General features: G+C 72.1%; 25 protein-coding genes and 1 pseudogene. 16 read left to right on the top strand and 10 right to left on the bottom strand.

Annotated features, from left to right (window positions below; all coding sequences use genetic code 11):
* Window positions 1-306: 306 nt before the first annotated feature.
* Window positions 307-1,362, top strand: coding sequence for an L-threonylcarbamoyladenylate synthase (locus ABTZ99_RS35525; protein WP_499617664.1), 1,056 nt, complete (start codon window positions 307-309; stop codon window positions 1,360-1,362).
* Window positions 1,363-1,399: 37 nt separating this feature from the next.
* Here the strand turns inward: ABTZ99_RS35525 and ABTZ99_RS35520 are convergent, their stop codons facing one another.
* Together ABTZ99_RS35520 and ABTZ99_RS35515 are read right to left on the bottom strand one after the other, a co-directional pair.
* Window positions 1,400-2,038 (bottom strand): carbonic anhydrase, encoded by a 639-nt coding sequence (locus ABTZ99_RS35520; protein ID WP_499617663.1) that lies wholly within the window; start codon window positions 2,036-2,038, stop codon window positions 1,400-1,402.
* Between the two features lie 132 nt (window positions 2,039-2,170).
* Window positions 2,171-3,160, bottom strand: a complete 990-nt coding sequence (locus tag ABTZ99_RS35515) for a hypothetical protein (protein WP_499617662.1) — start codon at window positions 3,158-3,160, stop codon at window positions 2,171-2,173.
* A 318-nt stretch (window positions 3,161-3,478) separates the two neighbouring features.
* On the opposite strand from ABTZ99_RS35515, the gene ABTZ99_RS35510 reads away from it, so the two are divergent.
* The 5 genes and pseudogenes from ABTZ99_RS35510 to ABTZ99_RS35490 all read left to right on the top strand — a co-directional run bounded on the left by ABTZ99_RS35510 (window position 3,479) and on the right by ABTZ99_RS35490 (window position 8,717).
* Window positions 3,479-4,312 carry an alpha/beta fold hydrolase gene (locus tag ABTZ99_RS35510; protein ID WP_499617661.1) on the top strand — a complete coding sequence of 278 codons (834 nt, stop codon included), beginning with the start codon at window positions 3,479-3,481 and terminating at the stop codon, window positions 4,310-4,312.
* 459 nt (window positions 4,313-4,771) lie between these two features.
* Window positions 4,772-5,371 carry a hypothetical protein gene (locus ABTZ99_RS35505; protein WP_499617660.1) on the top strand — a complete coding sequence of 200 codons (600 nt, stop codon included), beginning with the start codon at window positions 4,772-4,774 and terminating at the stop codon, window positions 5,369-5,371.
* A 273-nt stretch (window positions 5,372-5,644) separates the two neighbouring features.
* Window positions 5,645-6,259, top strand: a complete 615-nt coding sequence (locus ABTZ99_RS35500) for a cysteine hydrolase family protein (RefSeq protein WP_498779103.1) — start codon at window positions 5,645-5,647, stop codon at window positions 6,257-6,259.
* Between the two features lie 60 nt (window positions 6,260-6,319).
* A pseudogene (locus ABTZ99_RS35495) lies at window positions 6,320-7,564 on the top strand (flavin-containing monooxygenase); the annotation flags it as partial.
* A 283-nt stretch (window positions 7,565-7,847) separates the two neighbouring features.
* A complete protein-coding gene (locus ABTZ99_RS35490) occupies window positions 7,848-8,717 on the top strand; it encodes an isocitrate lyase/PEP mutase family protein (protein ID WP_499617659.1) in 870 nt (289 codons plus the stop codon).
* A 7-nt stretch (window positions 8,718-8,724) separates the two neighbouring features.
* Here ABTZ99_RS35490 and ABTZ99_RS35485 read toward each other — a convergent pair whose 3' ends face one another.
* Window positions 8,725-8,961 carry a DUF6343 family protein gene (locus tag ABTZ99_RS35485; protein ID WP_499617658.1) on the bottom strand — a complete coding sequence of 79 codons (237 nt, stop codon included), beginning with the start codon at window positions 8,959-8,961 and terminating at the stop codon, window positions 8,725-8,727.
* Window positions 8,958-9,299, bottom strand: coding sequence for a hypothetical protein (locus ABTZ99_RS35480; RefSeq protein WP_499617657.1), 342 nt, complete (start codon window positions 9,297-9,299; stop codon window positions 8,958-8,960). Before ABTZ99_RS35480 ends, ABTZ99_RS35485 begins: the two co-directional genes overlap by 4 nt.
* Window positions 9,300-9,376: 77 nt before the next feature.
* On the opposite strand from ABTZ99_RS35480, the gene ABTZ99_RS35475 reads away from it, so the two are divergent.
* Genes ABTZ99_RS35475 through ABTZ99_RS35460 form a run of 4 tightly spaced genes read left to right on the top strand, consistent with a single transcriptional unit; the run spans window position 9,377 to window position 12,901 of the window.
* A complete protein-coding gene (locus ABTZ99_RS35475) occupies window positions 9,377-10,834 on the top strand; it encodes an MFS transporter (protein ID WP_499617656.1) in 1,458 nt (485 codons plus the stop codon).
* A 36-nt stretch (window positions 10,835-10,870) separates the two neighbouring features.
* Window positions 10,871-11,956 carry a M20 family metallopeptidase gene (locus tag ABTZ99_RS35470; protein ID WP_499617655.1) on the top strand — a complete coding sequence of 362 codons (1,086 nt, stop codon included), beginning with the start codon at window positions 10,871-10,873 and terminating at the stop codon, window positions 11,954-11,956.
* A 28-nt stretch (window positions 11,957-11,984) separates the two neighbouring features.
* Window positions 11,985-12,407: a metalloregulator ArsR/SmtB family transcription factor gene (locus ABTZ99_RS35465; protein ID WP_499617654.1), complete on the top strand. Its 423-nt coding sequence runs from the start codon at window positions 11,985-11,987 to the stop codon at window positions 12,405-12,407.
* Window positions 12,404-12,901: an SRPBCC family protein gene (locus ABTZ99_RS35460; RefSeq protein ID WP_498779086.1), complete on the top strand. Its 498-nt coding sequence runs from the start codon at window positions 12,404-12,406 to the stop codon at window positions 12,899-12,901. Before ABTZ99_RS35465 ends, ABTZ99_RS35460 begins: the two co-directional genes overlap by 4 nt.
* Before the next feature lie 48 nt (window positions 12,902-12,949).
* Here ABTZ99_RS35460 and ABTZ99_RS35455 read toward each other — a convergent pair whose 3' ends face one another.
* Window positions 12,950-13,351, bottom strand: a complete 402-nt coding sequence (locus tag ABTZ99_RS35455) for a MerR family transcriptional regulator (RefSeq protein WP_498779084.1) — start codon at window positions 13,349-13,351, stop codon at window positions 12,950-12,952.
* Between the two features lie 68 nt (window positions 13,352-13,419).
* Here ABTZ99_RS35455 and ABTZ99_RS35450 point away from each other — a divergent pair, with 68 nt between their 5' ends.
* Together ABTZ99_RS35450 and ABTZ99_RS35445 are read left to right on the top strand one after the other, a co-directional pair.
* Entirely contained in the window at window positions 13,420-13,977 is a 558-nt protein-coding gene (locus ABTZ99_RS35450; RefSeq protein ID WP_498779082.1) for a class I SAM-dependent methyltransferase, read from the top strand.
* A 208-nt stretch (window positions 13,978-14,185) separates the two neighbouring features.
* Window positions 14,186-14,590, top strand: coding sequence for an STAS domain-containing protein (locus ABTZ99_RS35445; RefSeq protein ID WP_498779081.1), 405 nt, complete (start codon window positions 14,186-14,188; stop codon window positions 14,588-14,590).
* Window positions 14,591-14,628: 38 nt separating this feature from the next.
* Here ABTZ99_RS35445 and ABTZ99_RS35440 read toward each other — a convergent pair whose 3' ends face one another.
* A complete protein-coding gene (locus ABTZ99_RS35440; RefSeq protein WP_499617653.1) occupies window positions 14,629-15,330 on the bottom strand; it encodes a hypothetical protein in 702 nt (233 codons plus the stop codon).
* 60 nt (window positions 15,331-15,390) lie between these two features.
* Window positions 15,391-16,158 (bottom strand): ATP-grasp domain-containing protein, encoded by a 768-nt coding sequence (locus ABTZ99_RS35435; RefSeq protein WP_499617652.1) that lies wholly within the window; start codon window positions 16,156-16,158, stop codon window positions 15,391-15,393.
* Between the two features lie 128 nt (window positions 16,159-16,286).
* On the opposite strand from ABTZ99_RS35435, the gene ABTZ99_RS35430 reads away from it, so the two are divergent.
* Both ABTZ99_RS35430 and ABTZ99_RS35425 read left to right on the top strand, forming a co-directional pair.
* Window positions 16,287-16,679, top strand: a complete 393-nt coding sequence (locus tag ABTZ99_RS35430; RefSeq protein WP_499617651.1) for a GNAT family N-acetyltransferase — start codon at window positions 16,287-16,289, stop codon at window positions 16,677-16,679.
* Between the two features lie 74 nt (window positions 16,680-16,753).
* Window positions 16,754-19,024: a catalase gene (locus ABTZ99_RS35425; RefSeq protein WP_499617650.1), complete on the top strand. Its 2,271-nt coding sequence runs from the start codon at window positions 16,754-16,756 to the stop codon at window positions 19,022-19,024.
* A 48-nt stretch (window positions 19,025-19,072) separates the two neighbouring features.
* Here the strand turns inward: ABTZ99_RS35425 and ABTZ99_RS35420 are convergent, their stop codons facing one another.
* A complete protein-coding gene (locus ABTZ99_RS35420; protein ID WP_499617649.1) occupies window positions 19,073-21,358 on the bottom strand; it encodes a PQQ-dependent sugar dehydrogenase in 2,286 nt (761 codons plus the stop codon).
* A 172-nt stretch (window positions 21,359-21,530) separates the two neighbouring features.
* Window positions 21,531-22,409 (bottom strand): bile acid:sodium symporter family protein, encoded by an 879-nt coding sequence (locus ABTZ99_RS35415; protein ID WP_499617648.1) that lies wholly within the window; start codon window positions 22,407-22,409, stop codon window positions 21,531-21,533.
* Window positions 22,410-22,561: 152 nt separating this feature from the next.
* Here ABTZ99_RS35415 and ABTZ99_RS35410 point away from each other — a divergent pair, with 152 nt between their 5' ends.
* Both ABTZ99_RS35410 and ABTZ99_RS35405 read left to right on the top strand, forming a co-directional pair.
* Window positions 22,562-22,903, top strand: coding sequence for a ClpX C4-type zinc finger protein (locus tag ABTZ99_RS35410; RefSeq protein ID WP_499617647.1), 342 nt, complete (start codon window positions 22,562-22,564; stop codon window positions 22,901-22,903).
* On the top strand, window positions 22,885-24,120 hold the full coding sequence (locus ABTZ99_RS35405; RefSeq protein WP_499617646.1) for an MFS transporter: 1,236 nt from the start codon (window positions 22,885-22,887) through the stop codon (window positions 24,118-24,120). The genes ABTZ99_RS35410 and ABTZ99_RS35405 overlap by 19 nt, the downstream gene beginning before the upstream one ends.
* Here ABTZ99_RS35405 and ABTZ99_RS35400 read toward each other — a convergent pair.
* Window positions 24,082-25,080 carry a class I SAM-dependent methyltransferase gene (locus tag ABTZ99_RS35400; protein ID WP_499617645.1) on the bottom strand — a complete coding sequence of 333 codons (999 nt, stop codon included), beginning with the start codon at window positions 25,078-25,080 and terminating at the stop codon, window positions 24,082-24,084. The genes ABTZ99_RS35405 and ABTZ99_RS35400 overlap by 39 nt on opposite strands.

The raw sequence follows: 25,080 nt of genomic DNA, 5'->3' as shown, positions 1-25,080 counted from the left end.
CCGGCCCCCCCCCCCCCGTGCCCCCCCGCCCCCCGCCGGCCCCCCCGGCGCGCGCGGCCGGGGCCCCCCGGCCAGGCCATCCGCACGTTGCGGTAGAGGCCGGTAGCGCCTGCGCGGACCCGATCAGGTGCACGGCGAACAGGACCGTGCCGAGCCGGCGGACGTGGGACGAAAAGTGATCAGGTCGTGCGTGCCGTACGGCCTGATCACCGCGTGGACCAGGTAGTCGCACCGGTGCTCGGCGCCGCCTCGGCCTCGTGGGCGACCTCGTCGAGCAGCGCGACTGGTCCCAGGTCGTTGTCCAGGGTGTTCTCAGCCCACCTGGTCGGCCGCGACGTCGATGCCCCCAGTACGTTGTCGCGGGTGGTGGAGAGGATTGCGAGTCCGTTGGCAACGAGCAGTGATCTCGAGAAGGCGGCCGGTGTGCTGCGAGCGGGGGGTCTGGTGGCCCTCCCGACCGAGACCGTCTACGGCCTGGGCGCCAATGCCGAGGATCCCGCCGCGGTCGCGCGCGTCTTCCAGGTCAAGGGGCGTCCGCCCGACCACCCGCTGATCGTGCACCTCGGCGATGCGGACCAGTTGGGTGACTGGGTCGAGGACGTCCCCGCGACGGCGCGTCTGCTGGCCGAGCGCTTCTGGCCGGGGCCGCTGACGTTGGTCCTGCGGCGCGGCCGCCGGGTGCCGCTCGAAGCGACCGGTGGCCTGGAGACGGTGGCCGTGCGGGTGCCCGCACACCCCGTCGCGCTCGCGCTGCTGCGGGCCTTCGGGGGTGGTGTGGCGGCTCCGTCGGCCAACCGCTTCGGTTCGGTCAGCCCCACGACGGCGGACCACGTTCGCGCGGAGCTCGGTGATGCCGTGGACTTCGTGCTCGACGGTGGCCCGTGCGAGGTCGGCGTCGAGTCGACCATCGTCGATGCCACGGGCGACGTCCCGAGCGTCCTCCGGCCTGGCGGCGTGACGCGCGAGGACCTCGAAGCGGTGCTGGGGTGCTCGCTCGCGGTCCATTCGACGAGCCGCGTCCGGGTGCCGGGGCAGCACCCGTCGCACTACGCGCCGCGGGCGCGGGTCGTCCTCGTCGAGCCCGAGAAGATCGTCGCCGAAGCGGAGCTCGCGCAGGAACTGGGGCACAGGGTGGGCGTACTTCTTCCTCCCGCGTTCGCCGGCGCCCCGGTGACGGCGCACGCCGTGGTGGCGGTCCCCGGTTCGACGTCCGACTACGCGCGAGGGCTGTACGGGTTCCTGCGCGAGCTCGATCAGCAGGGGTGTGATCTCATCGTCGCGTCCTTGCCGGTGGAGGAGGGGCTGGGCTTGGCGATCGCCAACCGGCTTCGCCGCGCTGCCGGGCCCCGGCCCCTCGAGTGACCTGCACCGGTCTCGTTCAGCGCTCCTGCCGGGGTGCTCAGTTCGTGGGGACGGGGACGTCGAGGCCGCGGGCCGCGACGAGTCGGGTGTTGCCGTCGGCCAGGCGGTAGCACAGGCCTACCACCGCGGCCTGACCGGAGTCCACCCGCTCGGCGAGCAGCCGGGAGCGGTCGAGCAGCAGGTCCACAGTGCGGCTGACGTGCTCGGCGAGGATCTCGTCGGCCTGCAGGCGTCCGGCGGCCCGCGCCGCGATGACGCTGGGGGTGACGCGCTCGACCACGTCGCGGATGTACCCGTCCGGGACCGCGCCCTCGTCGAGCGCGGCGCACGCGGCAGCGACCGCGCCGCACGCGTCGTGCCCGAGGACCACCACCAGCGGGCTGCCCAGCACGCCGACCCCGTACTCGACGCTGCCCAGCACCTCCGCGCCGACCACGTGGCCCGCGGTGCGCACCACGAACAGGTCGCCCAGGCCGCGGTCGAAGACGATCTCGGCGGCCAGCCGGGAGTCGGAACACCCGAACAGCACGGCGAACGGGCGCTGAGCGGGTGCGACCTCGGCGCGACGGGCCGCGTCCTGATTCGGGTGCTCCGGCGTGCCGGCGACGAAGCGCTGGTTACCGGACAGCAGCAGTTCGAAGGCTTCCTGCGGAGTCGAGTACTTGATCTCGGCCATGACCTGAAGCCTAGGTCAAGCCCGTGCGTTGGGCGCTGCCCTGCCGGGTGACGACGCGGGGGGACGTGGACGGCGAAGTGCTGCCCAGCTCCGTCCGCGCGCACCGCCGCCCTCCGGGTCGGCGTTGCACGTCTACGGGCTGTCCTGGAACGACAACGGGGTGGTCGTGGGCGTGACGGTGACCTCCCCCCGCCTCAGCCGCAGGGCCAACGGTGCGTTCACGGGTAGTTCGCGGCGCAGCGGGTCGGAGAGGTAGTCCATCGTGGCGATGCGGTGGGCGTAGTCGAGGAACCGGTGGCAACCCACGGCGCGCACGTCACCGGGACGCGGTGCGGCCAGCACGTCGGCCAGGGTGAAACCACCGGCGCCGGCGCTTTGGATGACCTCGGCGCTGGACAGGTGCCGCATGACGACCCGCTCCGGGAACGACCGCGACGCGAAGTGCCGGTACAGCACGTACTCCGAAGCCCCGGTCCACCGGGACCGGTCACGGGCGACCAGGAACGCGCGCCAGAACGGCACACCGTGCGCCCGTTCGACCAGCCGCACCAACTCGGCCGCCACCCGGCGCTCCAGCACCATGTGGTGGTGCATCCCGCTGAAGCGGTCGACCGCGCACCACCCGGGCACCATCCGCGAGGCCGCGCTCAGGGTCGAGTGCCGGACCGCGCCGGACGCGCCTTGACCCGAGCCCCAGCGCAGCGGGTAACCCCACGGCATCAGCGCCCGGCCGAACGGGTCGACGAACGTCACGTCCGCGACGAACGCCAGGTCCGCGTCGGTGACCAGCACGTGGTCGGCGGTGACGCCGGGCAGCGCGAAGCAGCCGAGCTTGAGCAGCTGCTGGAAGTACCACGTCGCGTTGCCGTGCGGCGAGCCCGTGGCGCGCAACACCGCCTCGACCTCCGCCAGGCTCGGCTCGACCAGCGATTCGTCGAGCCACCGCACGCGCTGGTCGACGAACTGCGGTGGCGACGCCGACACGACGTGCACCGCGCGGATCGGGTTGCGGCAGTGCCGCAGCAACGACCGCAACGCCAACGCCGCGTCGGAAGCGTCCTTGGGTGCGACGGGCATCACGACGTCCAACTCCGGCAGCGCTGCGTTCACCGCTGAGCTCATCCCGCCATCATCGCGGTGCCGGCCGCTCCCCGCCGTCGGCGGCACGCGCGCCCGTGCGAACGCGCGGTCCCGACCCCAGCCCACCCCGTGGCATTCACGTCGCCGCAAGGCGATGTCGCGACGTATTCCTGACCGCGTTGCGGTGCACCGCGACTCGACAGCACGGCCGCCGCATCCGGTCGACGGACGACCCGACGAACCCGCGACCCCGTCGTGCCGGCAACGTCCGACGCCACGGTTAGCGGGACCCATACCAGGCGACGGTCTTCAGTTCACCTCGGTAGAGGTGAGACGCTGTCGGTGCCGAACACCGCCCGAGTGAGGGGACTTCGTCCGTTGGCCGAGAAGAGCATCACCGTCGACGGGCAGGAACTGGCCTACCTCGAGTCGCCCGGTTCCGGGCGGCCCATCGTCCTCGTGCACGGCAACTCGTCCGCCGCTCGCACCTGGCGCGCGCTGGTGGACGGCCCCTTCGGCGAGCGGTTCCGATGCCTGGCGCCGGACCTGCCCGGACACGGCGGCTCGCCGCCCCCTGCGGCAGAGGAGGCTTACTCGCTGCCGGGCTACGCCGACAACCTGGTCGGCTTCATGGCGGCCACCGACACAGAGGACGCTGTCGTCGTCGGCTGGAGCCTCGGCGGGCACATCGCGATCGAGGCAGCCCCGCGCCTGCCGCACGCGGCCGGGTTCCTGATCTTCGGCACACCGCCCGTCAGCTCACCTGCCCAACTCGCGGAGGCCTTCCTCCTCAACCCGGCCGTGAACATCGGCTTCAGCGCCGAGGTGGACGACGAGGCCGCGCGCGCCTACGCGGCCAGCTTCCTCGCCCCAGGCTCTGCGTACCCGGTCGCCGAACTCGTCGCCGACATCCTGGCCACCGACGGCTCCGCCCGTGCCGGTCTGCTGGCGAGCCTGGGCGCGGGCCGGTTCGCGGACGAGGTGGCGATCGTCGCCGGGCTCACGCAACCCCTGGCCGTCCTGCACGGCGAGGACGAGCAGCTCGTCAACCTCGACTACCTCAATTCGGTCCCGATGCCGACGCTCTGGCGCGGGCAGGTGCGCATCCTGCCGGCCATCGGGCACGCGCCGCACTTGGAGGCGTCGGAACAGTTCGCCGCCGTGTTGACCGAATTCCTCACCGACCTGGGCTGAATCGGGGCGACGGGGCCGGTCTACGCGATATCCACCTCCGCCGGGATCGTGGTGAGCGTCTGGTCGCCCATGACCAGCCTCCTGGTGTGAAGGTGCGAATCGTGACCGACTGGCCACGCCCACGCCATCTCTGGGATTGGTCCCATAAAGAGCGCGGGTCCGGTCGCTGCTCTGGATGCCGCAGCACCGCGTCTATAACTCGAAGTGGGTGCAGATCACGAATCAGTAAACACCGAAAAGTGCGGACGTGGATCCGCAGGAACGCCATAGCGTTCTGCTGCCTCGATGATGCGAGGTCGTCGCCTCTTCGCATGCCCGTACAGTGGTGGGAGCTCCATGACAGGACAGTTGCACAACATGGCTAGCGGCGAGGTACTCGGTGCCCTCGTCCAAGCGGGCTACATCAGCGGGAACCTGAATATCCACCTACCGCCTTCGCCGCCCTCGTCAACTCAGCCGTTGACCGGGTCGGCAAACAGCCCTTGGTACTTCATCATCGGCTGGAACATGGGCAATCGGTTGTCGTTGCTGCCATTGTCCAAGGAAGGTCGAACGGCTCGGGACGAGCTGGTCGAAGCGCTGGCCGGCATCGGGCTGACGTGGGAGGAATTCGTCCCCGTTCTGGCCACCGGCCACCAGCTGGTGGACCCGCCTCCTCCGGATCCACACGGCAAGGACCTGGCGATCAGGGCGTACACCGGGGCACTTGACGACCTCCAGCGGCGGGTTGAGCAGCAGGCAAACCGGGACGAGCTGGCGTGGTTCCTACTGGGGCGGCTTGTGGTGGAGATCCGCACCTACCGCGTCCTGGACCACCAGTTCGCTGCCAACCCGGACGGCTCCGAGCCTCGGGACCTGTCCGCTTCGGTGTACGCGGCGCAGATCACGCTTAGAGGCGTGGCGGAGACGGTGAAACTCCCGTCCGCCGTGGAGACGTTGCTAGGTCGGTTCCTCGACACGTTGGCAGGGGACGCGACCCTGCTGGAGTTGTTCGACCGCTCCGAGGAGCTCAAGCACGCCTGCCAGGCGATGCTGCGGTTGTCCCGCCCGAGCGACTGACCAGCCTTTCCTCAGCGGCTGTGACGAGGGCTCGAACACTGCTAACAGGTCCAGCGTCCGCCTTGGCGGCGTACGGCCGTCGTGCGGGAGGGTCTGGTGTCGCCATGCGGGTCGGAGGGCTCCGGTGGGGGCGCGTCGGGGCGACCGCTGGACGCGAGGTTCGGCACGATGTGTTCGGTTCACGAGGGGAGTGAACCCGGACGTCGCATTGCGGGCGGGGGGTCGGGGCCGTTGAATCAGGTCCGCGACCGCCGCCGAGGAGTGGAGCCTGCGATGACCGAGCTGGTGCTGGACCCGAAGACGACCGCGTTGGTGCTGATCGAGTACCAGAACGACTTCACCAGCGAGGGTGGTGTGCTCAACGGTGCGGTCAGTGAGGTGATGGGCAGGACCGAGATGCTGCCCAAGACCGTGGCCCTGGTGGAGGCGGCACGGGCGGCCGGGGTGACGGTGATGCACGCGCCCATCACGTTTGCCGAGGGCTACCACGAGATCTCCTCCCACCCGTACGGCATCCTCAAGGGCGTGGTGGACGGCAAGGCGTTCGTCAAGGGCAGCTGGGGCGCGGCGATCGTGGACGACCTCGCGCCCCGCGACGGTGACATCGTGATCGAGGGCAAGCGCGGGCTCGACACGTTCGCCAGCACGAACCTCGACTTCATCCTGCGCAGCAAGGGCATCACGACCATCGTGCTCGGCGGGTTCCTGACGAACTGCTGCGTCGAGTCGACCATGCGCACCGGCTACGAGAACGGGTACAAGGTCATCACGTTGACCGACTGCGTGGCCGCCACGTCCCAGGAGGAGCACGACAACGCGTTGCGCTTCGACTTCCCGATGTTCTCCCTGCCGGTCACGGCCGACGACGTGATCGCCGCACTGTCCTGACGCCGCCCCGGTCGGGATGATGGACGGGCCGGGTGTGCCGATCGCGGGGGAGTGGCGGCGATGAGGGCGTGTGTCGTCGGAGCGGGGCCCGCGGGCATCGTCACGGCCAAGGTGTTGCTGGAGCACGGCTTCGACGTCACCGTCTTCGACAAGTACGAGCGGGTCGGGGGGATCTGGTCGCCGGGCGGCAGCTACGACGGCCTGTCCAACCAGTCGGCGCTCCGCCTCTTCGAGTTCGCGGACCTGCCCAACCGGCTGAGCTTCGCCAGTTCCGTGGACAGCCAGCGCTACCTGGAGGACTACGCGAGGACGTTCGGCGTGCTCGACCACCTCCGACCGGGCACCGAGGTGACCTCGATCCGGCCGGTCGACGGGCCGGGGCCGGTCGGGGCCTCCGGTTGGCTGGTCGAGCACCGCCCGGTCGGGGACGAGGGCGCGCCGGTCGGTCGCGAGACGTTCGACCACGTCGTCGTCGCCAGCGGAGCGCACCACCACGTCCACGTGCCCGACCTGCCCGGGCGCCAGTCGTTCCCCGGGACCGTGCTGCACGCCAACGACGTGCGGTCCGGGACGTTCACCGGCAGGCGCGTGGTCGTCGTGGGCGGCGGCAAGTCCGCGTTGGACCTGGCCACCCGCGCGGCACGCGAGGCGACCTCGGCCACGCTCGTGCAGCGCAAGGTCAACTGGATGATCCCCGAACGGCTCCTGCTCGGCACGGTCGGCTACCGGTGGATCCTGTTCACCCGGCTCGGCGAGGCGCTCCTGCCCCGCTACCACGACCCGGCCTGCGTCCGCCCGATCGACCGCCTCGACGACCGGGTCAAGCGGGTCCTGTGGCGGCTCATCACCCGCGACATGCTGATCTCCGCCGGGTTCGCCCGCCTGCCGGAGCGGCTGCGACCGACCCGACCGCTGCCCTACCACCTGGCCCACGCGGGCGTCATGCCGCGCGGTTACGTGCGGGCCGTCCGCCGAGGTCGCCTCACGGCCGAGGTCGGCGCGGTCGAGGCGTACACCGACCAGGGCCTGCGCCTGGCGACCGGCCGCGAGGTCGCGGCGGACGTCGTCGTGTTCGCCACCGGCCACCGCCGGGTCTTCCCGTTCCTCGACCTGCGGGTGCACGACGACGCCGGGCGGCTGCGGCTGTACCGGGGCATCGTGCCGCCGGGCGTCGACCGGCTGGGGTTCGTCGGGTTCCGGCAGGTCTTCAACAACATCATGGGCGTGGAGCTCACCGCGCACTGGTTGGCCCGCCACTTCCTGGGCACGCTGCACGTCACCCCGGACGAGCGGGGCATGAACGAGGCCGTCGACGCCCGCCTGGCCTGGCAGGAACGGGTGCTCCCGGGCACCGGCGGCTACGACTTCGGCCCCTACGACATCCACACCGCCGACGAGCTCATGCACGACATGGGGCTGCCGTCCCGCCGCACCGGCAACGTCCTGGCCGAGTACCTGCTCCCCGGCGGGGTCGCCCACCGCTACCGGGGCCTGGCGGCGAGCCGCGCCGGCGCGGACCCGCGGCTGAGTGGATCTCATCCTTCCGATATCTCGACCAGGTTCGGCGAGGCCGCCTACGGTTCGTCGCATGGCTTACGGCAAGGCACTGCGCGAGGCCGTCGCGGCTCCCGGGACGACGCCGCTGATCGGCGTGTTCGACATGCTGTCGGCCACGATCGCGGCCCGGCACTACGACGGGCTGTTCGTCTCCGGCTTCGGCTTCTCCGCCTCGCACTACGGCCTGCCCGACGTCGGCTTCATCGCCTGGCCGGACGTGGTCGGGTTCGTGCAGCGGCTGCGCCTGGCGCTGCCGGACAAGCACCTGCTGGTCGACATCGACGACGGGTACACCGATCCCGAGGTCGCCTGCCAGGTGGTCCGCGCCCTGGAGCAGGTCGGCGCGTCCGGCGTGATCCTGGAGGACCAGCAGCGGCCACGCCGGTGCGGGCACGTCGAGGGCAAGCGGGTGCTGCCGCTGGAGCAGTACCTGGAGAAGCTGGACCTCGTGCTGCGGACCAGGACCGACCTGGTCGTGGTGGCGCGGACCGACGCCACCGACGAGGACGAGATGCTGCGCCGGGCCGCCGCGTTCGCCGGGACGGACGCCGAGGTGGTCCTGGTCGAGGGCATGCCGTCGGTCGACGTGATCCGCCGCGTCCGGCGGGCGGTGGGCGGCAAGGCGCTGCTGTTCAACCAGATCGCGGGCGGCCGGTCGCCGAAGCTGTCGCTCGGCGAGCTGTCCGACCTGGGCGTCGACGTGGCGATCTGCAGCACGCCGTGCCTGTTCGCCGCGCACGCGGCCATCGAGGACGCGATGGTGGGGCTCAAGGAGCGCGACGGCGTGCTGCCGGACGACTCGATCGACGTCGCCGAGTCGCAGGCCCTGCTGGAGCACAACGTCAGCCGCCATCACGACGTGCCCGCGCCGCGCGCGTCCCGACCGGCCATGTCCCGCTGAGCCGACGTCAGCCCGGGTCGCCGCGCCGCTTGCGGTGCACCACCCAGCCGAAGTCGACGATCAGCCCCACCACGATCACCGCGAGCAGCACCGCCAGCCACGTCAGGCCGGCGCGCACGCACAGCACGGCCGCCACGCCGTTGAACACGACGCCGAACCCGGCCAGCCACAACCGCAGGGTCAACGCGCTGCGCGGCGGCGCCGGTGGCGGCAGGTCGTCGTCCGGGTGACCGGGTCCGGTCACGTCCGCCACTCCTCCTGCCACCCGTGGTGCGTGTCGTAGGCGCCCGCGAGCAGCAGGAGCACCGACCGGTCGGACCCGCCCTCGACCTCCTCGCGCAACCAGCGCGCCTTCTCCTCGAACGGCACCGGCACGCGCTCGTCGGCGGTGCGCGCCTCGCCGGGCACGATGAGCAGCTCGCGGCCGTCGTCGGACCGCAGGATCGCCAGCCGCCCCCGGCGCTCGGCGTCGTCGAGCAGCGGCAGCTCCTCGCGCGCCAGCCGCTCGGCGTCCTCGTCCAGCCGGTCCAGCACGAACCGGCGCAGGTCCACGTCCGACAGTCGGTTCGGCTCCACGTCCATGCCCAGGGGGTATCCACTCCGGACCGGGCCACACGTGGTGGCGTGCGGGTGATCGTGCCGGGAGGTAGGAATGAGTGATGACCAGGGCGTACGAGCCGGACCCGCGGCGGTGGAAGGCGCTCACGGTCACGCTCGTCGCCGGGTTCATGAGCCTGCTCGACGTGAGCATCGTGTCCGTCGCCCTGCCGTCCATCCAGCACGGCCTCGGCACCACGCCGGCGGGCGTGCAGTGGGTCGTCTCGGGCTACGCGCTGGCGTTCGGCCTGACCCTCGTGCCCGCCGGACGCCTGGGTGACGCGATCGGGCGGCGGGCCATGTTCCTGGCCGCGTTGGGCGGCTTCGTGCTGTTCAGCGCGTTGGCCGGGCTCGCGCCGACCACGGAGGTGCTGGTCGTGGCACGGCTCGCCCAGGGCATCTCGGCGGGCGCGCTGGCGCCGCAGAACTCGGCGTTGATCCAGCAGCTGTTCCGGGGCGCGGAACGCGGCCGGGCGTTCGGGTTCTTCGGCTCCACGGTCGGCGTCTCCACGGCCGTCGGGCCGGTGGTCGGCGGCGTCATCCTGGCCGTGGCCGGCGAGGACGAGGGCTGGCGGTGGATCTTCTACGTCAACGTGCCGATCGGCCTGGTCGCGCTGGTGCTCGCGGCACGGCTGCTGCCGCCCGCCCGCGGTGGGCCGCGCGGCCACCTCGACCTGGTCGGCGCGGCCCTGCTCGGCACGGGGGTGCTGGCCGTGATGCTGCCGCTGGTGCTGGCCGAGGCGGGCGGGCTGGCGCGGCTGTGGTGGCTGTTCGGGCTCGGGGCGGCGTTGCTGGTGCTGTTCGTGCGGTGGGAACGGCAGGTCGCCGCGCGTGGCGGCGGTCCGATGCTCGACATCGCCCTGTTCACCGGCACGCCCGGTTACGGCTCGGGCGCGTTGCTCGGGATGGTCTACTTCATCGGGTTCGCCGGCATCTGGCTCGTGTTCGCGCTGTACTTCCAGACCGGGCTCGGCTACACGCCGTTGCAGTCGGGGCTGGCCGTGACGCCGTTCGCGGTCGGGTCGGCGGCATCCGCGGTGGTCGGCGGGCGGTTGGTGGAGAAGTGGGGGCGCAAGCTGACCGTCACCGGGTTGACCCTGGTGGTGGCCGGTCTCGCGGTGACGGCCGTGGTGCTGCGGTTCGCGCCGCCGCACGTGGCCGGGTGGGCGGTCACGCCGGCGTTGCTGGTGGCGGGCATCGGCGGCGGGTGGGTGATCTCGCCGAACACCACGCTGACGTTGCGGCACGTGCCGGTGTCGATGGCGGGTGCGGCCGGTGGGGCGTTGCAGACGGGGCAGCGCATCGGCGCCGCGATCGGCACCGCGGCGTTGACCGGCGTGTTCTACCTGGTGCTGACCTCGTCCGGGCGGGACTTCCCGGTCGCGGTGTCGGTCGCGGTCGGCGGTGCGACGGTGGCGGTGTCGCTGGCCCTGGTGGTGGCGATCGTCGAGCTGCGCGCCCGACCGCGTTGTCCGTCCGCTGTGGAGGGTGCGGAGCAGGCGATCCCGGACGCGCCGTGACCCGTGCCGCCGCGGTAGTCGGGGCACGATGGCGGGATGGACCTGCTACCGCTGACCGAGCAGCTGCTCGGCATCCGCTCGACCGCCGACCGCCCCGACGACCTGCGCCGGGCGTTGGACTTCGTGCTGGACGCGGTCGGGCCCGGTTTCACCGTCGAGCGGTTCGAGGCGGGTGGCAAGCCCAGTGCGCTCGTCTACTCGGGTGAACGCCGGCCACACTTCCGGGTGATCTTCAACGCCCACCTGGACGTGGTGCCGGGCGCGGACGAGCAGTTCCGGCCGCGTCGGGACGGCGACCGGCTCATCGGCCGGGGCGCGCAGGACATGAAGCTGTCCGCGCTGGTGCTGGCGTCGGTGTTCCGGGACGTGGCCCGGCGGCTGCCTTACCCGATCGGGCTCCAGCTCGTGACCGACGAGGAGGTCGGCGGGCGCAACGGCACGCTGCACCAGCTGGAGCAGGGCGTCACGGGGTCGTTCGTGGTGATCGGGGAGCACAGCGCGCTGCGCGTCGTGGCCGAGTCGAAAGGGCTCGTCACCGCACGGCTGCACGCGGTGGGACGTGCGGCGCACAGCGCTTACCAGTGGCTCGGTGACAACGCGTTGCTGAAGGTGATGCGCGCGGTGGACGGCGTGCTCGCCGCGTACCCGGTCGCGGGGGAGGAGGAGTGGCGGACGACGGTGAACGTCGCCCGGATCTCGTCCGGGAACCAGGCGCTCAACCAGGTGCCCGCGGACGCGACCGCGTGGCTGGACGTCCGCTTCCCGCCCGAGGACGTCGACTTCACCGGCCGCTCGCGGGAGGAGGTCGCCGCGCACCTCACCTCGTTGTGCCCGCCCGACGTCACGGCCGCGGTCGACCACGTCGAGCCGCCGCACCGGGCCGACCCGGACGGGCCGGACCTGCTGGCGCTGCAACGCGCCGCCCGTGCCCAGGGGTACTCGGGCGACCTGCTGCGCAAGCACGGCGCGGCCGACTCCCGGTTCTACTTCCAGCGCGGCATCGAGGCGGTGATCTTCGGGGTCGGCGGCGACGGGCAGCACGGGCCGGACGAGCACGCCGACCTGACCACGGTCGAGCCGTACCGGCGGGCGTTGATCGCGTTCCTGGAGGGCATTGCCTAACGTGTAACCCAGTGGTTACGCTTTAACGGTGGACGACGTGGCGGGTGCGATCGCCGACCCCGTGCGGCGGGAGATCCTGGAGATGCTGCGCGTCGACGCACGGCTGTCGGCCGGGCAGATCGCCGAGCGGTTCGCGATCAGCCGCCCGGCGGTGAGCAGGCACCTGCGGGTGCTGCGGGAGAGCGGGCTGGTGCGCGACGAGCTGGTGGGCCGACAGCGGTTCTACGTGCTGGACGCCTCCCGGCTGACGCCGCTCGCGCGCTGGCTGGCCGACTTCGGCGTGCCCGACCGGACCTCTGGTTGGGCGCACCGCCTCGACGCGCTGGAGACCGAGGTCTACCGCACCCGGCGGGAACGCCGCACCGGCCGACCCGGCGTGGACGGGCCGCTCGCCGACCGGTCGTCCCCCGATGGATCCCCTGCCGACGAATCGAAGGAGAACACCGCATGACCCCCACCCCCACCGGTCGGCTGTTCCGCACCGACGCGGGCAGCGACCTGGTGCTCACCCGCACGTTCCGCGCGCTCGCCGACGACGTGTGGGCGAGCTTGACCGAGCCCGAGCGCACGGCCCGGTGGTTCGGCCCGTGGGAGGGCGAGGCCGCTCCGGGGCGCGCGGTGAAGGTGCAGATGGTGTTCGAGGAGCAGGAGCCGTGGATGGAGGTCCGCATCGACGCGTGCGACCCGCCCCGGCGGTTGGCGATGTCGATGGTGGACGAGGCCGGCACGTGGCGGATGGAGCTGCTGCTGTCCGAAGTGGACGGTGTGACCGAGCTGAGCCTCGTGCACCACCTGTCGACCGAGGAGGGCATCGGCGAGGTCGGCCCGGGGTGGGAGTACTACCTGGACATGCTGGTGGCCTCCCGCGCCGGCGCGCCGCTGCCCGCCTTCGACGACTACTACCCGTCCCAGAAGGAGTACTTCGAGGGCCTGACCACCGACTGACGTGGCTGCGGGCGGCCCGCGGTTCGGCCTCGTCGGTGACGGACCGGGTCAGTCGGGGATGCGGGCGGCGACCTCGGCCTGGAAGTCGGGGCACGTGGTGATGTCCTCGGCGTCGCACCCCATCGCGTGTTCCAGCACCGACAGCGACGCCTGGAGCGAGGCGATCCGCTCGGCCAGCCGGTCGTGGTGCTCGCGGTAGAGCGCGCGGCGGGCCGAGCGGTCGGCGGTGGCGGCGAACAGCAGCCTGATCTGGTCCAGGCCGAGGCCGGCGTCCTTGGCGAGCAGGATCATCGCGATCCGCGCCTCGTCCGCCGGCCCGTACCGCCGCCGACCGCTCGCCTGGCGGCGCGGCGCGAGCAGGCCCACGTCCTCCCAGTGCCGCAGCACGTGCGTCGCCAGCCCGAACCGGTCGGCCAGCGTGCCGATCGACAGCTCCTCGCTTGACTTCATGTCGACATGAAGTTGCACAGTCGGTGGTGTTGTCAACCACCGCCGACTGTCGCGTTTCGGGAGCCCACGTGTCCGACCACCCGCAGACCAGCTACTTCGACCGGAAGCGCAGTGCGTCCTACGAGCGGCGGGCGACCCGCCTGCTGGGCGGCCTGTACCGGCTGGTCGCCTCCGACGTGGCCGCGCTCGCCCCGCCCGCCGCGGTGGTGCTCGACGTCGGCACCGGTCCCGGACGTCTCCTGCACGCCGTGGCGGCCAGGCGGGCGGACCTGGTGCTGGGCGGTGTCGACCTGTCCGCTGACATGGTGGACATCGCCCGTGCGCGCGCAACGTCGTCGCGCATCACGTTCCAGGTCGCCGATGTGGCGTCGCTGCCGCACCCGGACGACAGCGTGGACGTGGTCGTGTCGACGTTGAGCCTGCACGAGTGGCCGGACCAGCGTCGGGCGGTGGCCGAGTTGGGGCGCGTGCTGCGGCCCGGCGGCGTGCTGCTGCTGTACGACTTCCGCTTCGCCCGGTTCGACCGCGGGTCGTTCGCCGGGTTCGCCGACGTCCGTCGGGTTCCGGTGCGCCCGAAGTGGTGGCCTGCCCCGCTGTTCGCCAAGATCACCGCCGCCGTGCGCTGACCCGTCGGTGGTCACCCGTTCGAGGGGTTCCCGAGGTGGTCCGAAACCGGGCCCTCCCGGTGGGCCGCCTGCACTTCTCCGGGGCGCGGCGGTGGCCGTGGGTGTGCCGTTGAGCTGCGGATTCGGGTGGATGCGAGTACGGTCGGACGACGCAGCGGATCGAGTCAGCTGCCACTGCCTTCTTCGACCTCCGAGGAGGCTGCGGGCCGTGATAACCGAACCTTCCAGCCACTCGTTCAGGGTGGACCGCCAAGTCCACGGCTATGCCGTCGTGGTCCGCGTCGCCGGCGAGGTCGACGCGATGACCGTCTGCGGGCTGAAACACGAGATCGCGATCAGCCTGGCCCTGGCGACCCCGCCCGCACCGGTCGTCGTGGATCTCACCGAAGTGGACTTCTTCGCCGCCGCGGGCTTGAACGAGCTCCACCGCGGCCACCTGGCGGCCAAGGCGGCGGGCGTGCCGCTGCGCGTGGTCGCCAGCCACCGCCACGTCCTGCGACCGTTCGAGATCAGCGGCCTGGACCAGGAGATCACGCCGTGCTCCACGCTGGCCGAGGCCTTGGTGGTCCGCACCCCGAGGGGTGTCCGGCGTTTCGCCCTGCCCGTCACCTGACCCGGCGGGGTCGGTGGTCGGGCGATGGGGTCCGGTAGTCAGCCCAGGGTGCTCACGTAGGCCAGGGCGCCGAGGGTCGGAACGGCGGCGAGGGTCAGCAGGAGCGACTTGCGGGTTGGGCTGGGGCCGTCGAGCGCCTGGCGGATGCCCAGTGGCAGCAACGCGGCGCACAGGCCCACGACCGCGATCACCGACGTGATCTCGGTGCCCTTCAGCACGCCCAACGGCAGCAGGCACGTCGCGGCCAGGGCGGTGGCGCGGACCGGGCCGAGGACGCCGCTGCGGTAGGCGGCGAAGGCCAGCACCGGCCAGCCGAGCAGGATGGTGAACGACAGGAAGCTGAACAGGTGCAGGTCCTGGTAGGACTGGCCGACGAGGTCGGTCGCGACGGCCGCGCCCTGCCGTCGGACCAGACCGTGCGCGGCTTGGTCGATGCCCGCGTGGAACGTGCGTTCGAACAGGCCCACGAGGACCAGCCCGGCACCCCACGCCGCCAACACGGGACGCGTTCGCCCGATCCGGTGCGCCAGGGCGATCACCGCGGGTGCGAGCAGCACGGTCCCGGCGAGCACCAAGGTGTGCGCCGCGGTCATCCGGCCCGGCTGCTCGGCCACGGCGGCCAACTGCTGGGGGAAGAAGTAGTGGAACGGCCACCGCAGCAGCGTGCCCACGAGCAGCAGCACCGGACCGAGGGTCGTCGCGACGGCTCCCGGCCACCGGCCGGGGAAGGGGGAGGTCATGGGGTAGACGATCTCAACGAAGGGCTCGGAGCGGATCGGCCCGGGGTCCGGGGTGCCAGGTCAGACCACGGTCGGATGCCGCCGCACGAACGGGTGGTCGGACACCGCCACGTCGTCGATCGGCCCCGCCGCGCGCAGCACCACGTCGAGCGCCCGCGCCGGATCGGACATGTAGATCTGGCTGAACCACGCCATGTTCGCCTCCACCACGACCACCGCCGCACGGGGGTCGTCCGGCGGACCGGTCAGCCCGACGTCCACCACGACCGCGCCGGGCAACCCGGGCAACGCCGCCGCGAACACGCGCACCCGGGCCGCCGCCGAGCAGGAGTCGAGCGGCGCCGGGTCCAAGCGGCCCCAAGTCGCGTACCGAGAACCCGTGCGCACCTTCCCGTCCAGCAGAAACAGCCGGAACTCGGCGGCGAACCCGACCACCTCGCTCACCAGCACGGCCGTGTCGTCCGGCAGGTCCGCGGGCAACTCGCCACCGTGCTCGTACACGCGTGCCGGGAAGCTCTTGCTCGACGGCGGCTTCACGAACGCCCGACCGGACCGGGCGCGGGCCTCGGCCAGGGTCGTCGCACGGATCCGCCGGCCGACCAGCTCCCGCGGCAGCCCGGGGAGCCAGTCGTCGGCCGGTTCGAGCAGACCGAGGCCCAGCCGCGCGGCGACGCGGTCGGCGAACAACGGCCCGCCGTAGTAGTGCACCGGTCCCGCCGGAACGACCGACACCGAGGACACGACGGCCAGCCCACGATCGGCCGCCGCGCGGGCGAGCGGACCGATGGTGGGCACCACCAGGGGAGGCGCGAACAGGGAACCGGTCATGGTGCGCCCATGGTGCGGCCCGCCGGGCCGATCCGTCGACCGATTACCCGTCGTGGGCGGGGGCGCGCGAAGTCCGTCCTTCGTGCTGCGAAAGCTCTCACCACCTCCTGCTTCCGTACGCTTCGCGGATGATCGACTACCAGTGGCGCGGCCGGTTCGAGAACCCCGAGGTCAACGCACTGCACGCGGAAGGGTTCGACCACCGCACCCTGGACGACGACTGGTGGGGCCAGGTCACCCGGCACAGCCTGGGCTGGGTCACCGCACGCCGCGACGACGCCCTCGTCGGTTTCGTCAACGTCGCCTGGGACGGCGCGATCCACGCCTTCGTCCTCGACACCCTCGTCACCGCGACCGCGCGCCGTCAGGGCGTCGGACGACAACTCGTCGCGACGGCCGTGGACGGCGCGCGAGCCGCCGGCTGCGAGTGGCTCCACGTCGACTTCGACGACCACCTCGAGCCGTTCTACTTCGACAGCTGCGGGTTCCGGCCCACCAAAGCGGGCCTCATCTCCCTCTGAACGACCGGCGGACGCCGCGTGTAGTTCGCTCCACCCTGGGTAGTCGGCGTGAGACTGCCGACGAGGAGGAGCACGTGGACGCGTTCAAACCGGCCAAGGTCGTGAAGGAAGCGCTGGACAAGGCCGTGGAGAAGGTCGCCGACCTGGTCACGCCGCCCGTCCCCGGCACACCGGGCAGCGCGCCGCCGCCGCTGGACCCGCCGGACGAGCCGCAGGGGCCGCTGCCGCGCAAACCGGACCAGGCCTCACCCCAGACGCGGACCGCGACCGGCGCGGAGACCGGCGCCGCGGCGGACACCAGGGAGCAGCAGGGCGAGTACCTGACCACGTCGACGGGCGCTCGCCTGTACGACACCGACCACTCGCTCAAGGCGGGCGCGCGCGGACCGACACTGCTGCAGGACCACCACCTGCGCGAGAAGATCACCCACTTCGACCACGAACGCATCCCGGAACGGGTGGTCCACGCGCGAGGCGCGGGCGTCCACGGCGTGTTCGTGGGCTACGGAAATGCCACGAACGTGTGCAAGGCCGGTTTCCTGGCCGAAGGCGTGACCACCCCGGTGTTCACCCGGTTCTCCACGGTCGTGGGTTCACGCGGTTCCGCCGACACCGTGCGTGACACCCGGGGCTTCGCCACGAAGTTCTACACCGCCGAGGGAACCTTCGACCTGGTCGGCAACAACATCCCGGTGTTCTTCATCCAGGACGGCATCAAGTTCCCGGACATCATCCACGCCGCCAAGCCACACCCGGACCGGGAGATCCCGCAGGCGCAGAGCGCGCACGACACGTTCTGGGACTTCGTCTCCACCCACACCGAGGCCACCCACCACGTGATGTGGCAGATGTCCGACCGGGCCGTGCCGCGGTCCTACCGGATGATGGAGGGCTTCGGCGTCCACACGTTCCGGCTGGTCAACGCCGAGGGCACGACGTCGCTGGCCAAGTTCCACTGGAAGCCGAAGCTCGGCGTGCACTCCCTGCTGTGGGAGGAGGCGCAGTTGATCGCGGGCGTCGACCCCGACTTCCACCGGCGGGACCTGTTCGACGCGATCGAGTCCGGCGCGTTCCCGCAGTGGGAGCTGGGCATCCAGGTCTTCCCGGACACCCCCGAGCAGACCTTCGAGGGCATCGACCTGCTCGACTCGACCAAGATCGTGCCGGAGGAGCTGGCGCCGGTCCAGGCGATCGGCATGCTCACGCTCAACCGCAACACCACCAACTTCTTCGCCGAGACCGAGCAGGTCGCCTTCCACCTCGGCCACCTGCCGCCGGGCATCGACGTGACCGACGACCCGCTGCTGCACGCCCGCCTGTTCTCCTACATCGACACGCAGCTCAGCAGGCTCGGCGGGCCGAACTTCAACCAGATCCCGATCAACCGCCCGCACGCCCCGGTCAACGACATGCTGCGCGACGGCTTCCACCAGCACGCCGTGCACAGCGGCGTGGCGCCGTACAAGCCGAACACCCTCGACGGCGGCTGCCCGTTCATGGCGGGTCTGGAGACCGGCGCGTACGTCGAGTTCCCGGCCCCGGTGGCCGAGGGGGTCAAGGAGCGCCGCGCGCCCGCGTCGTTCGCCGACCACTTCACCCAGCCCCGGCTGTTCTACCGGAGCCTGAGCCCGGTGGAGAAGGAGCACCTGGTGCGGGCGTTCACGTTCGAGCTGGGCAAGTGCTACGAGCAGGCGATCAAGGAACGCGAGCTGCGCGTGCTCGCCAACGTGGACGCCGAGCTGTGCGCCCTGGTGGCCGCCGGTCTCGGGCTGCCCGCGCCGGCGGCGACCGAGCCCGCGGCCGAGGTCGCGCCCAGCCCGGCGGTGTCCCAGATCGGGCAGGTGTGGCCGACGGAGGGCCGGATGATCGGCATCGTGGTGGACGCCGACGACCCGGCGAGCCTCGACGGCCTGAACGCCCTGCGCCAGTCGATCAGCGCGGGCGGCATGGTGCCGTTGGTCATCGCCGCTCGCGGCGGGCAGCTGGCGGACGGGCTGGTGGCGCAGCGGACGTTCCTGACCGCCCGCTCGGTCGAGTTCGACGCGTTGCTGCTGGCCGCCGCGCCACCGCCCGCCCCGGACGCGATCCCCGCCCGTGACGACAAGGCCGGCGCCCCCGCCGCCACCGTCGACCCGCGCGTGGTGCTGATGGTCCAGGAGTGCTACCGGCACGCGAAGGCGATCGGCGCGTGGGGCTCGGGCCAGACCGCGCTGCTCGAGGCCGGGTGCGAGGCCGACGACCTCGGCATCGTGGTCGGCGACACCCCGGAGGCCGTGTTCGGCCAGGTCCAGGAGCTGCTCGGCACGCACCGCGTGTGGGACCGGTTCCCGGCGACCATCGCCTGACCCGACGACGACCGGCCGCGGACGCCCGTCCGCGGCCGGTCGGCCATGTCAGCACAGGCAGAGCGTGTAGTTCGCCTGGTACGTCGTCGCGGTCGCGGGCGCGGTGATGTTGTGCGTCTGCGCCCCGCCGTCGGACCAGTTGCTGTACCGGTAGCGGAACACCAGCGCGCCGCCTTGCGGGCTCGGCGCGCTGATCGAGTTGTTCGACCCGACGATCACCGTGCGGGTGAACGGCGTGGTCTGCGCCGTGCCGCCGACGCTGAGCTGCAAACCGCTCGGGTTCGACGTGAACGTCAGCGCCACCGTCCGCGGGTCGAGCTTCGTCGTGGTGCTCTTGGTGCGCCCCGACGAGTCCGTGGCGGTCAGCGTGAGGTCCAGGTACGACGGGTACTCGTGGTCGGGCGCGATGAACGAGCCCGATGCCACGCCCGCCCAGTTCTGCACCACGTGCTCGTGGCACGAGCCGCTGGTCGCGCAGTGCTGGATGCTCAGCTTCCAGCTCAACGCGGACGCGGGCAGCGCGCCGTCCTGCGGGTCGGTCGCGTGGCCGGTGAACGGCACCTGCTGACCCACCGACCAGTTCAGCGGCGCGGTCGGCGCGTCGATCACCGGCACGGGGTCCTCCGCGACCGGTGTGCCGACCGTGACGGTGACCGAGGTGGTGCCCGTCGCGCCGGACTGGTCGGTCACCCTGAGCCCCACCGTGACCGCGCCTTGCGCGGTGTAGGTGCGCGTCGGGGTGGCGGAGGTGGAGTCGTCGTGCTGGCCGTCGCCGTCGAGGTCCCAGGCGTAGGTCAGGGTGTCACCGGGGTCCGGGTCGGTCGAGCCGGTCCCGCTGAACTGCACGGCCAGCGGCGCGGCCCCGGACTGCGGGGTGGCCGTGGCGACGGCGGTCGGCGCGCGGTTGCCGGTCGGGTAGGAGACCCGGCGCAGCTGGCCCGCGCCCAGCGCGAGGTAGAACAGGTCGCCGCCGGGGCCGGTGGTGATCTGCACCGGCACGTTCACGCCGGTCACGAACGGCACCAGCTTGGCCGGGTCCGGCTGGCCCGCGGTGGTCTGCATGGCCCAGATGCAGCCGCGCGAGCTGTCGGCGAAGAACAGCGCGCCGTCGTAGGCGGGCGGGTAGTTGGCGCCGGACTCGAACGCGATGCCGGAGATCGACGACCCGCCGGTGGGGCACGGGTCGGTCGCGACGACCTTCGCCGAGTGGTTGTAGGCGTAGTAGGGCGTGGTCTGGCCCGCTCCCGTGTACAGCGACTCGCACAACGTCAGGTTCGCGCCGTCGTACCCGCCCTGGCGCGCGGAACCCTCGTAGCACGGCCAGCCGAAGTTCTCCGCCGTCGCGTCGTTCACGTCGGCGATCCGGTTGACCTCCTCCCAGGTGTTCCAGCCGACGTCGCCCACCCAGAGCTCCTCGGTGCCGGGCCGGAACGCGAAGCGGAACTGGTTGCGCAGGCCGTGGGCGATGACGCGCTTGGCGTTGGCGTCGGCGTTGCCCGCGAACGGGTTGCCGGCCAGGCCCGCGCCCGTGTCGGGGTCGATGCGGACGATCGTGCCGTCGAGGCTCACCGGCTCGCCCGCCGGGCGGCGGATCGACTGGGCGCGCAGGGCGCCGCCGCGCGCGGTCGGCGCGGTGAGGTTCGTGCCCGCGGGCGACGGCGGGTCGGCGCACGGGTTGCCGACCTGGCCGTAGTCGGTGAAGTTGAAGCTCGCGCCGTCACCGCCGCCGACGTACAGGCCGCCGTCGGGGCCGAAGGCGACCGTGCCGATGGAGTGGCTCGGGTACTGCTGGCACCAGTCGGTGACCAGCGGCTGCTCGGCGGTCATCGTGCCGCCGGCGCCCGCGGTGAGCTTGGAGACCCGGCCGGTCACGACGCAGCCCTGGTCGGTGGCGCCGGGCGGGGTGGGGCACTGGTCGCCCCAGCGCGGGTGCGTGCCGCCGGGCGCGGCGTCGTAGGTGTAGGCGACGTAGACGTACGGGCGGGTCGGGAACTGCGGGTCCACCGCCAGGCCGAGCAGGCCGCGGTCCCAGAAGTCCTGCGTCTGCGGTCGGAGGTCGGCGAACACGGTCGCGGTGGTGTCGGCGAGCGAGTCGAAGACCTTGATCAGGCCGCTCTTCTCGGCGATGAACACCCGCCCGTCCGGTGCGAACGAGACGGCGGTGGGCGTGGTGAGGCCACCGATGGCGAGGGTGTCGGTGAAGCCGGTCGGCACGGCGGCGGAGGCCGTCGGCGGGAGTGCCGCCGTGGTGGCGGCGACCACGATGGTCGCGGCGGCCACGGCGGTCACGCGTCTCGAACGCGGTGAAAGTTGTGCGCGGCGTAGTAATCGCATGGTCCGATTCGCCCCTTCGTGACACTTTTGGGTGAGCACGGAAGGGTGGCATGCGGGTTGCCGGTTACGCACTGCTTTGTCGGGCCGGCGTGCGGTCTCATCCGAGCGGACTATCGGTCACCCCGATAAATCGGCTCAGGCCTGGTCCGTCCGGCGTACCGGCGCTCGGCGTTCAGTCGAGCACGGCGTCGCGCTCGGTCCTCGTGCGGGACAGCAGGAACCCGGCCGCGGCGGCGAGCGGGAACATCACCACGCCGTAGACGGCGGCCGGCACCGCCAGCCGCTCGCTGCCCAGCACGGTGATCGCGACCGTGATCGCCAGCGTGCTGTTGTGCACGCCCACCTCGAACGCCGACGCGATCGCCTGCCGCTTGCCGACCCGCGCCAACCGGGGGAACAGGTAGCCCGCGGCCAGGCTGCACGCGCAGAACAGCGCGGTGACCAGCCCGATGTCGGCCAGGTACTCGCCGACGTTCTCCCGCTCGGCGACGATCGTGCCCACGATCACGGCCACCAGCACCACGCCCGAGAAGATCCGCACCGGCTTGTCCGCGCGGTCGGCGAACGCGGCCGACCGGCGGCGCACCGCCATGCCGAGCACCACCGGCACCAGCACGATCGCGAACACCTGCGCGACCTTGCCGAACTCCAGCCCCACCGCGCCCTCGGCGGCGGGCTCGAAGTGGTCGAGGGCCAGGTTCACCACCAGCGGCAGCGTGGCCACGGCGAGCACCGAGTTCACCGCCGTCAGCGTGATGTTGAGCGCGACGTCGCCGCGGAACAGGTGGCTGAACAGGTTCGCCGTGGTGCCGCCGGGCGACGCGGCCAGCAGCATCATGCCGACCGCGAGCACGGGGTCGAGGTCCAGGGCGACCACCAGCCCGAAGCACACCAGGGGCAGCAGGACCAGTTGGGTGGCCAGCGCGACCGCCACCGCGCGGGGCTCGCGCGCGATCCGGGCGAAGTCGGCGACCGTCAGCGACAGCCCGAGCCCGAACATGACCACGGCCAGCGCGATCGGGAGGCCGACGCTCGTCAGGGCGGAATCCACGGTGATCACCTGCGTTTCTGCGTCGAGCCCGGATCGGGAGGAGCGCATCCTCCCCCAGAACGGGACGAATCGGGAGGTTCGAGGCCGGTTCGATGGCATTCGGTGATCACGGCTAGAGTTGTCAGGCAATGCCTGACAACTCTGGAGGGCCGATGACGTACCCGCCGGGCTGTTCGTTCTGCGGCAAGGCCGCCGCCGACGTGCGCAAGATCATCAGCGGGCCGGGCGTCTACATCTGCGACGGGTGCGTGTCGGCGTGCGTGGCGATCCTGGAGGCCGGCGACGGGATGTCCGACGTGACGGTGCCGGAGTGGTCGGTGATGTCGGACGACGAGCTGCTGGCCCACCTGCCGCGCATCGCGGCCACCGCGAGCCAGGTCGAGACCGGGCTCAGGGACCGGGTCGCCGAACTGCGCGGCCGGGGCGTCACGTGGGCGCGGATCGGCGCCGCGCTCGGGATGAGCAGGCAGTCGGCGTGGGAGCGGTTCTCGTGAGCGTGTGGCGGGTCCGCGACTTCCGGCTGGTGTGGGCGGGGCAGGCGCTGTCGTCGTTCGGCAACGGGGTGTCGCAGCTCGCGTACCCGTTGCTGGCGCTCGCGCTGACCGGCTCCGCGGCGGTGGCCGGGGCGTTGGCGGCCGTGCGCGCGCTGCCGTACCTGGTGCTGGGCCTGCCCGCGGGCGCGCTGGTGGACCGCTGGGACCGGCGGCGCACGATGGTGCTGTGCGACCTCGGCCGTGCGGTGAACATGGCGACCGTGCCGGTGGCGTTGGCGTTGTCCGCGTTGACCCCGGCGCACCTGTTCGTCACCGGGTTCGTCGGTGGCGTGCTGCACGTGTTCTTCTCCGCCGCCGAGAACGCCGTGCTGCCCAACGTGGTCGGCAAGGACCAGCTGACCGGCGCCGTGTCCGCTGCGGAGACCGCGCAGGCGGCCACGGGCGTGCTCGCCGGGCCGGTCGGCGGCGCGTTGCTGCAGGTGTTCCGCGGGCTGCCGTTCCTGGTGGACGCGGTGTCGTTCCTGGCGTCGGCGCTGTGCCTTTCCCTGGTGAGGGCCGACTTCCGGGGCGAACCCGCGCGGTCGCGCGACGGCTTGCGCGCCGAGATCGGCGAGGGCGTGCGGTGGCTGTGGGGCCACCGGGCGCTGCGCTCGATCGCGGTCACCGCCGCCGGGTTGCAGGTGGCGATCTCCGGTGTCGCGCTGGTCGCGATCGTGGCGGCGCGGCACGCGTCACCGGCCGCGATCGGCGGGTTGTTCGCGGCCCTGGGCGTCGGCGGGGTCGTGGGGGCGGTGATCGCGCCGAAGCTCAAGGCGCGCATGGGGTTGTTCCGGCTGCTGCTCGCGGTGGTGTGGCTGCAAGGCGTGCTCTGGGTGGCGTTGGCGTTCGCCGACGGGTTGGTCGCGGTGGGTGTCGTGCTGGCCCTGTTCACGGTGTCGATGCCGTGCTTCGGCGTGGCCGCGCTCAGCTACCAGTTGGAGGTCACGCCCGACCACCTGCTCGGCCGCGTCGGCGCCACGTTCGGCCTGCTGATCTGGGCGGCGACGCCGGTGGGCGCCGCCGCCGCGGGGCTCTTGCTCGACCTGGTCACGCCGCGCACGACGTCCCTGCTGCTCGCCGGGTGGGTCGTCGTGCTCGGCGTGGTGTCGACCCGCGTCCTGAGCCGCAGGGCACGCGGGTCAGGGTTTGTGGGCCACCAGGAGGGACTGGCCGGGTGAGGTGGTCAGGGGATGGGCGACGGGGGCGCCGAAGCCTGCTGCGGTGAGCCAGGCGGTGATCTTCTCCGTGCCGTAGACCTGACCGCCCTGGCCGTGGAACAGGTTGAGGCTGAAGACGCGGGCGAAGGCGTCGGACGCGAGGTCGGGGGAGTGCTCGTCGTGCTCCAGCAGCACGACCGCGCCGCCGGGCCGGAGAGCCGCCGCGACCCGCGCCAGCAGCTCCTCGTTCGCCGCCGCCGGTCGGCCGTGGACGACGTTGAACAGCAGCGCGGTGTCGTAGCCCTCGCCGAGGTCGAGCGTGTCGTAGTCGCCGGCGCGCAAGGTGATCCGCCGGGACAGGCCCGCGTCGGTAACCGCCGCCGCGCCCACCGCCAAGGCGTCGGGCAGGTCGACGACCGTCGCGTGCAGCGAGGGGTGCGTCGAGCACAGCCGGATCGCGTGCTTGGCGTGCCCGCCGCCGACGTCCAGCACCGTCGATCCGACCGGCACGATCGAGGCCACCTCGGGCGCGATCGCGTCGGCGTGCCCGGACAGCATGCCCTGGAACCGGCGCAGCACCTCCGGCCGTTCGGCGAGCCACGCGTAGAAGTCGATCGCGGGCTTGCCGGTGCGCACCGACTCCTCCAAGCCCTCCCACGACTCGAACAGCACCACCGACCAGAACTTGTCCACTTCGGAGTAACCGCCGCCCGCCAACCACTTCGCGGTCTCGGCGGTGTTGGCGTACCCGTCCGGCCCGCGGGTCAGGTACCCGAACGACACCAGCGCCTCGGCCAGCAGCCCGGTGCCGCGCGGGTCGGCGCCGAGCGCGGAGGCCAGCGCACCCACCGGCCGGGGGCCGTCGGCCAGCGCGTCGAACACCCCGAGTCGCAGCCCCGCCGCGACGGCCCGGTAGCCCGCGGTGGCGAGCAGGTCGTGGAACGACGGCGGACCGTCGTCCGGTCCCAGGTGCAGTGGCAT

It is taken from the genome of Actinosynnema sp. NPDC002837 (genome assembly GCF_040295345.1).
Classification (GTDB): Bacteria; Actinomycetota; Actinomycetes; order Mycobacteriales; family Pseudonocardiaceae; genus Actinosynnema.
The sequence above is the reverse complement of the archived record's forward strand: the minus strand, read 5'-3'. Positions and strand labels throughout refer to the sequence as shown.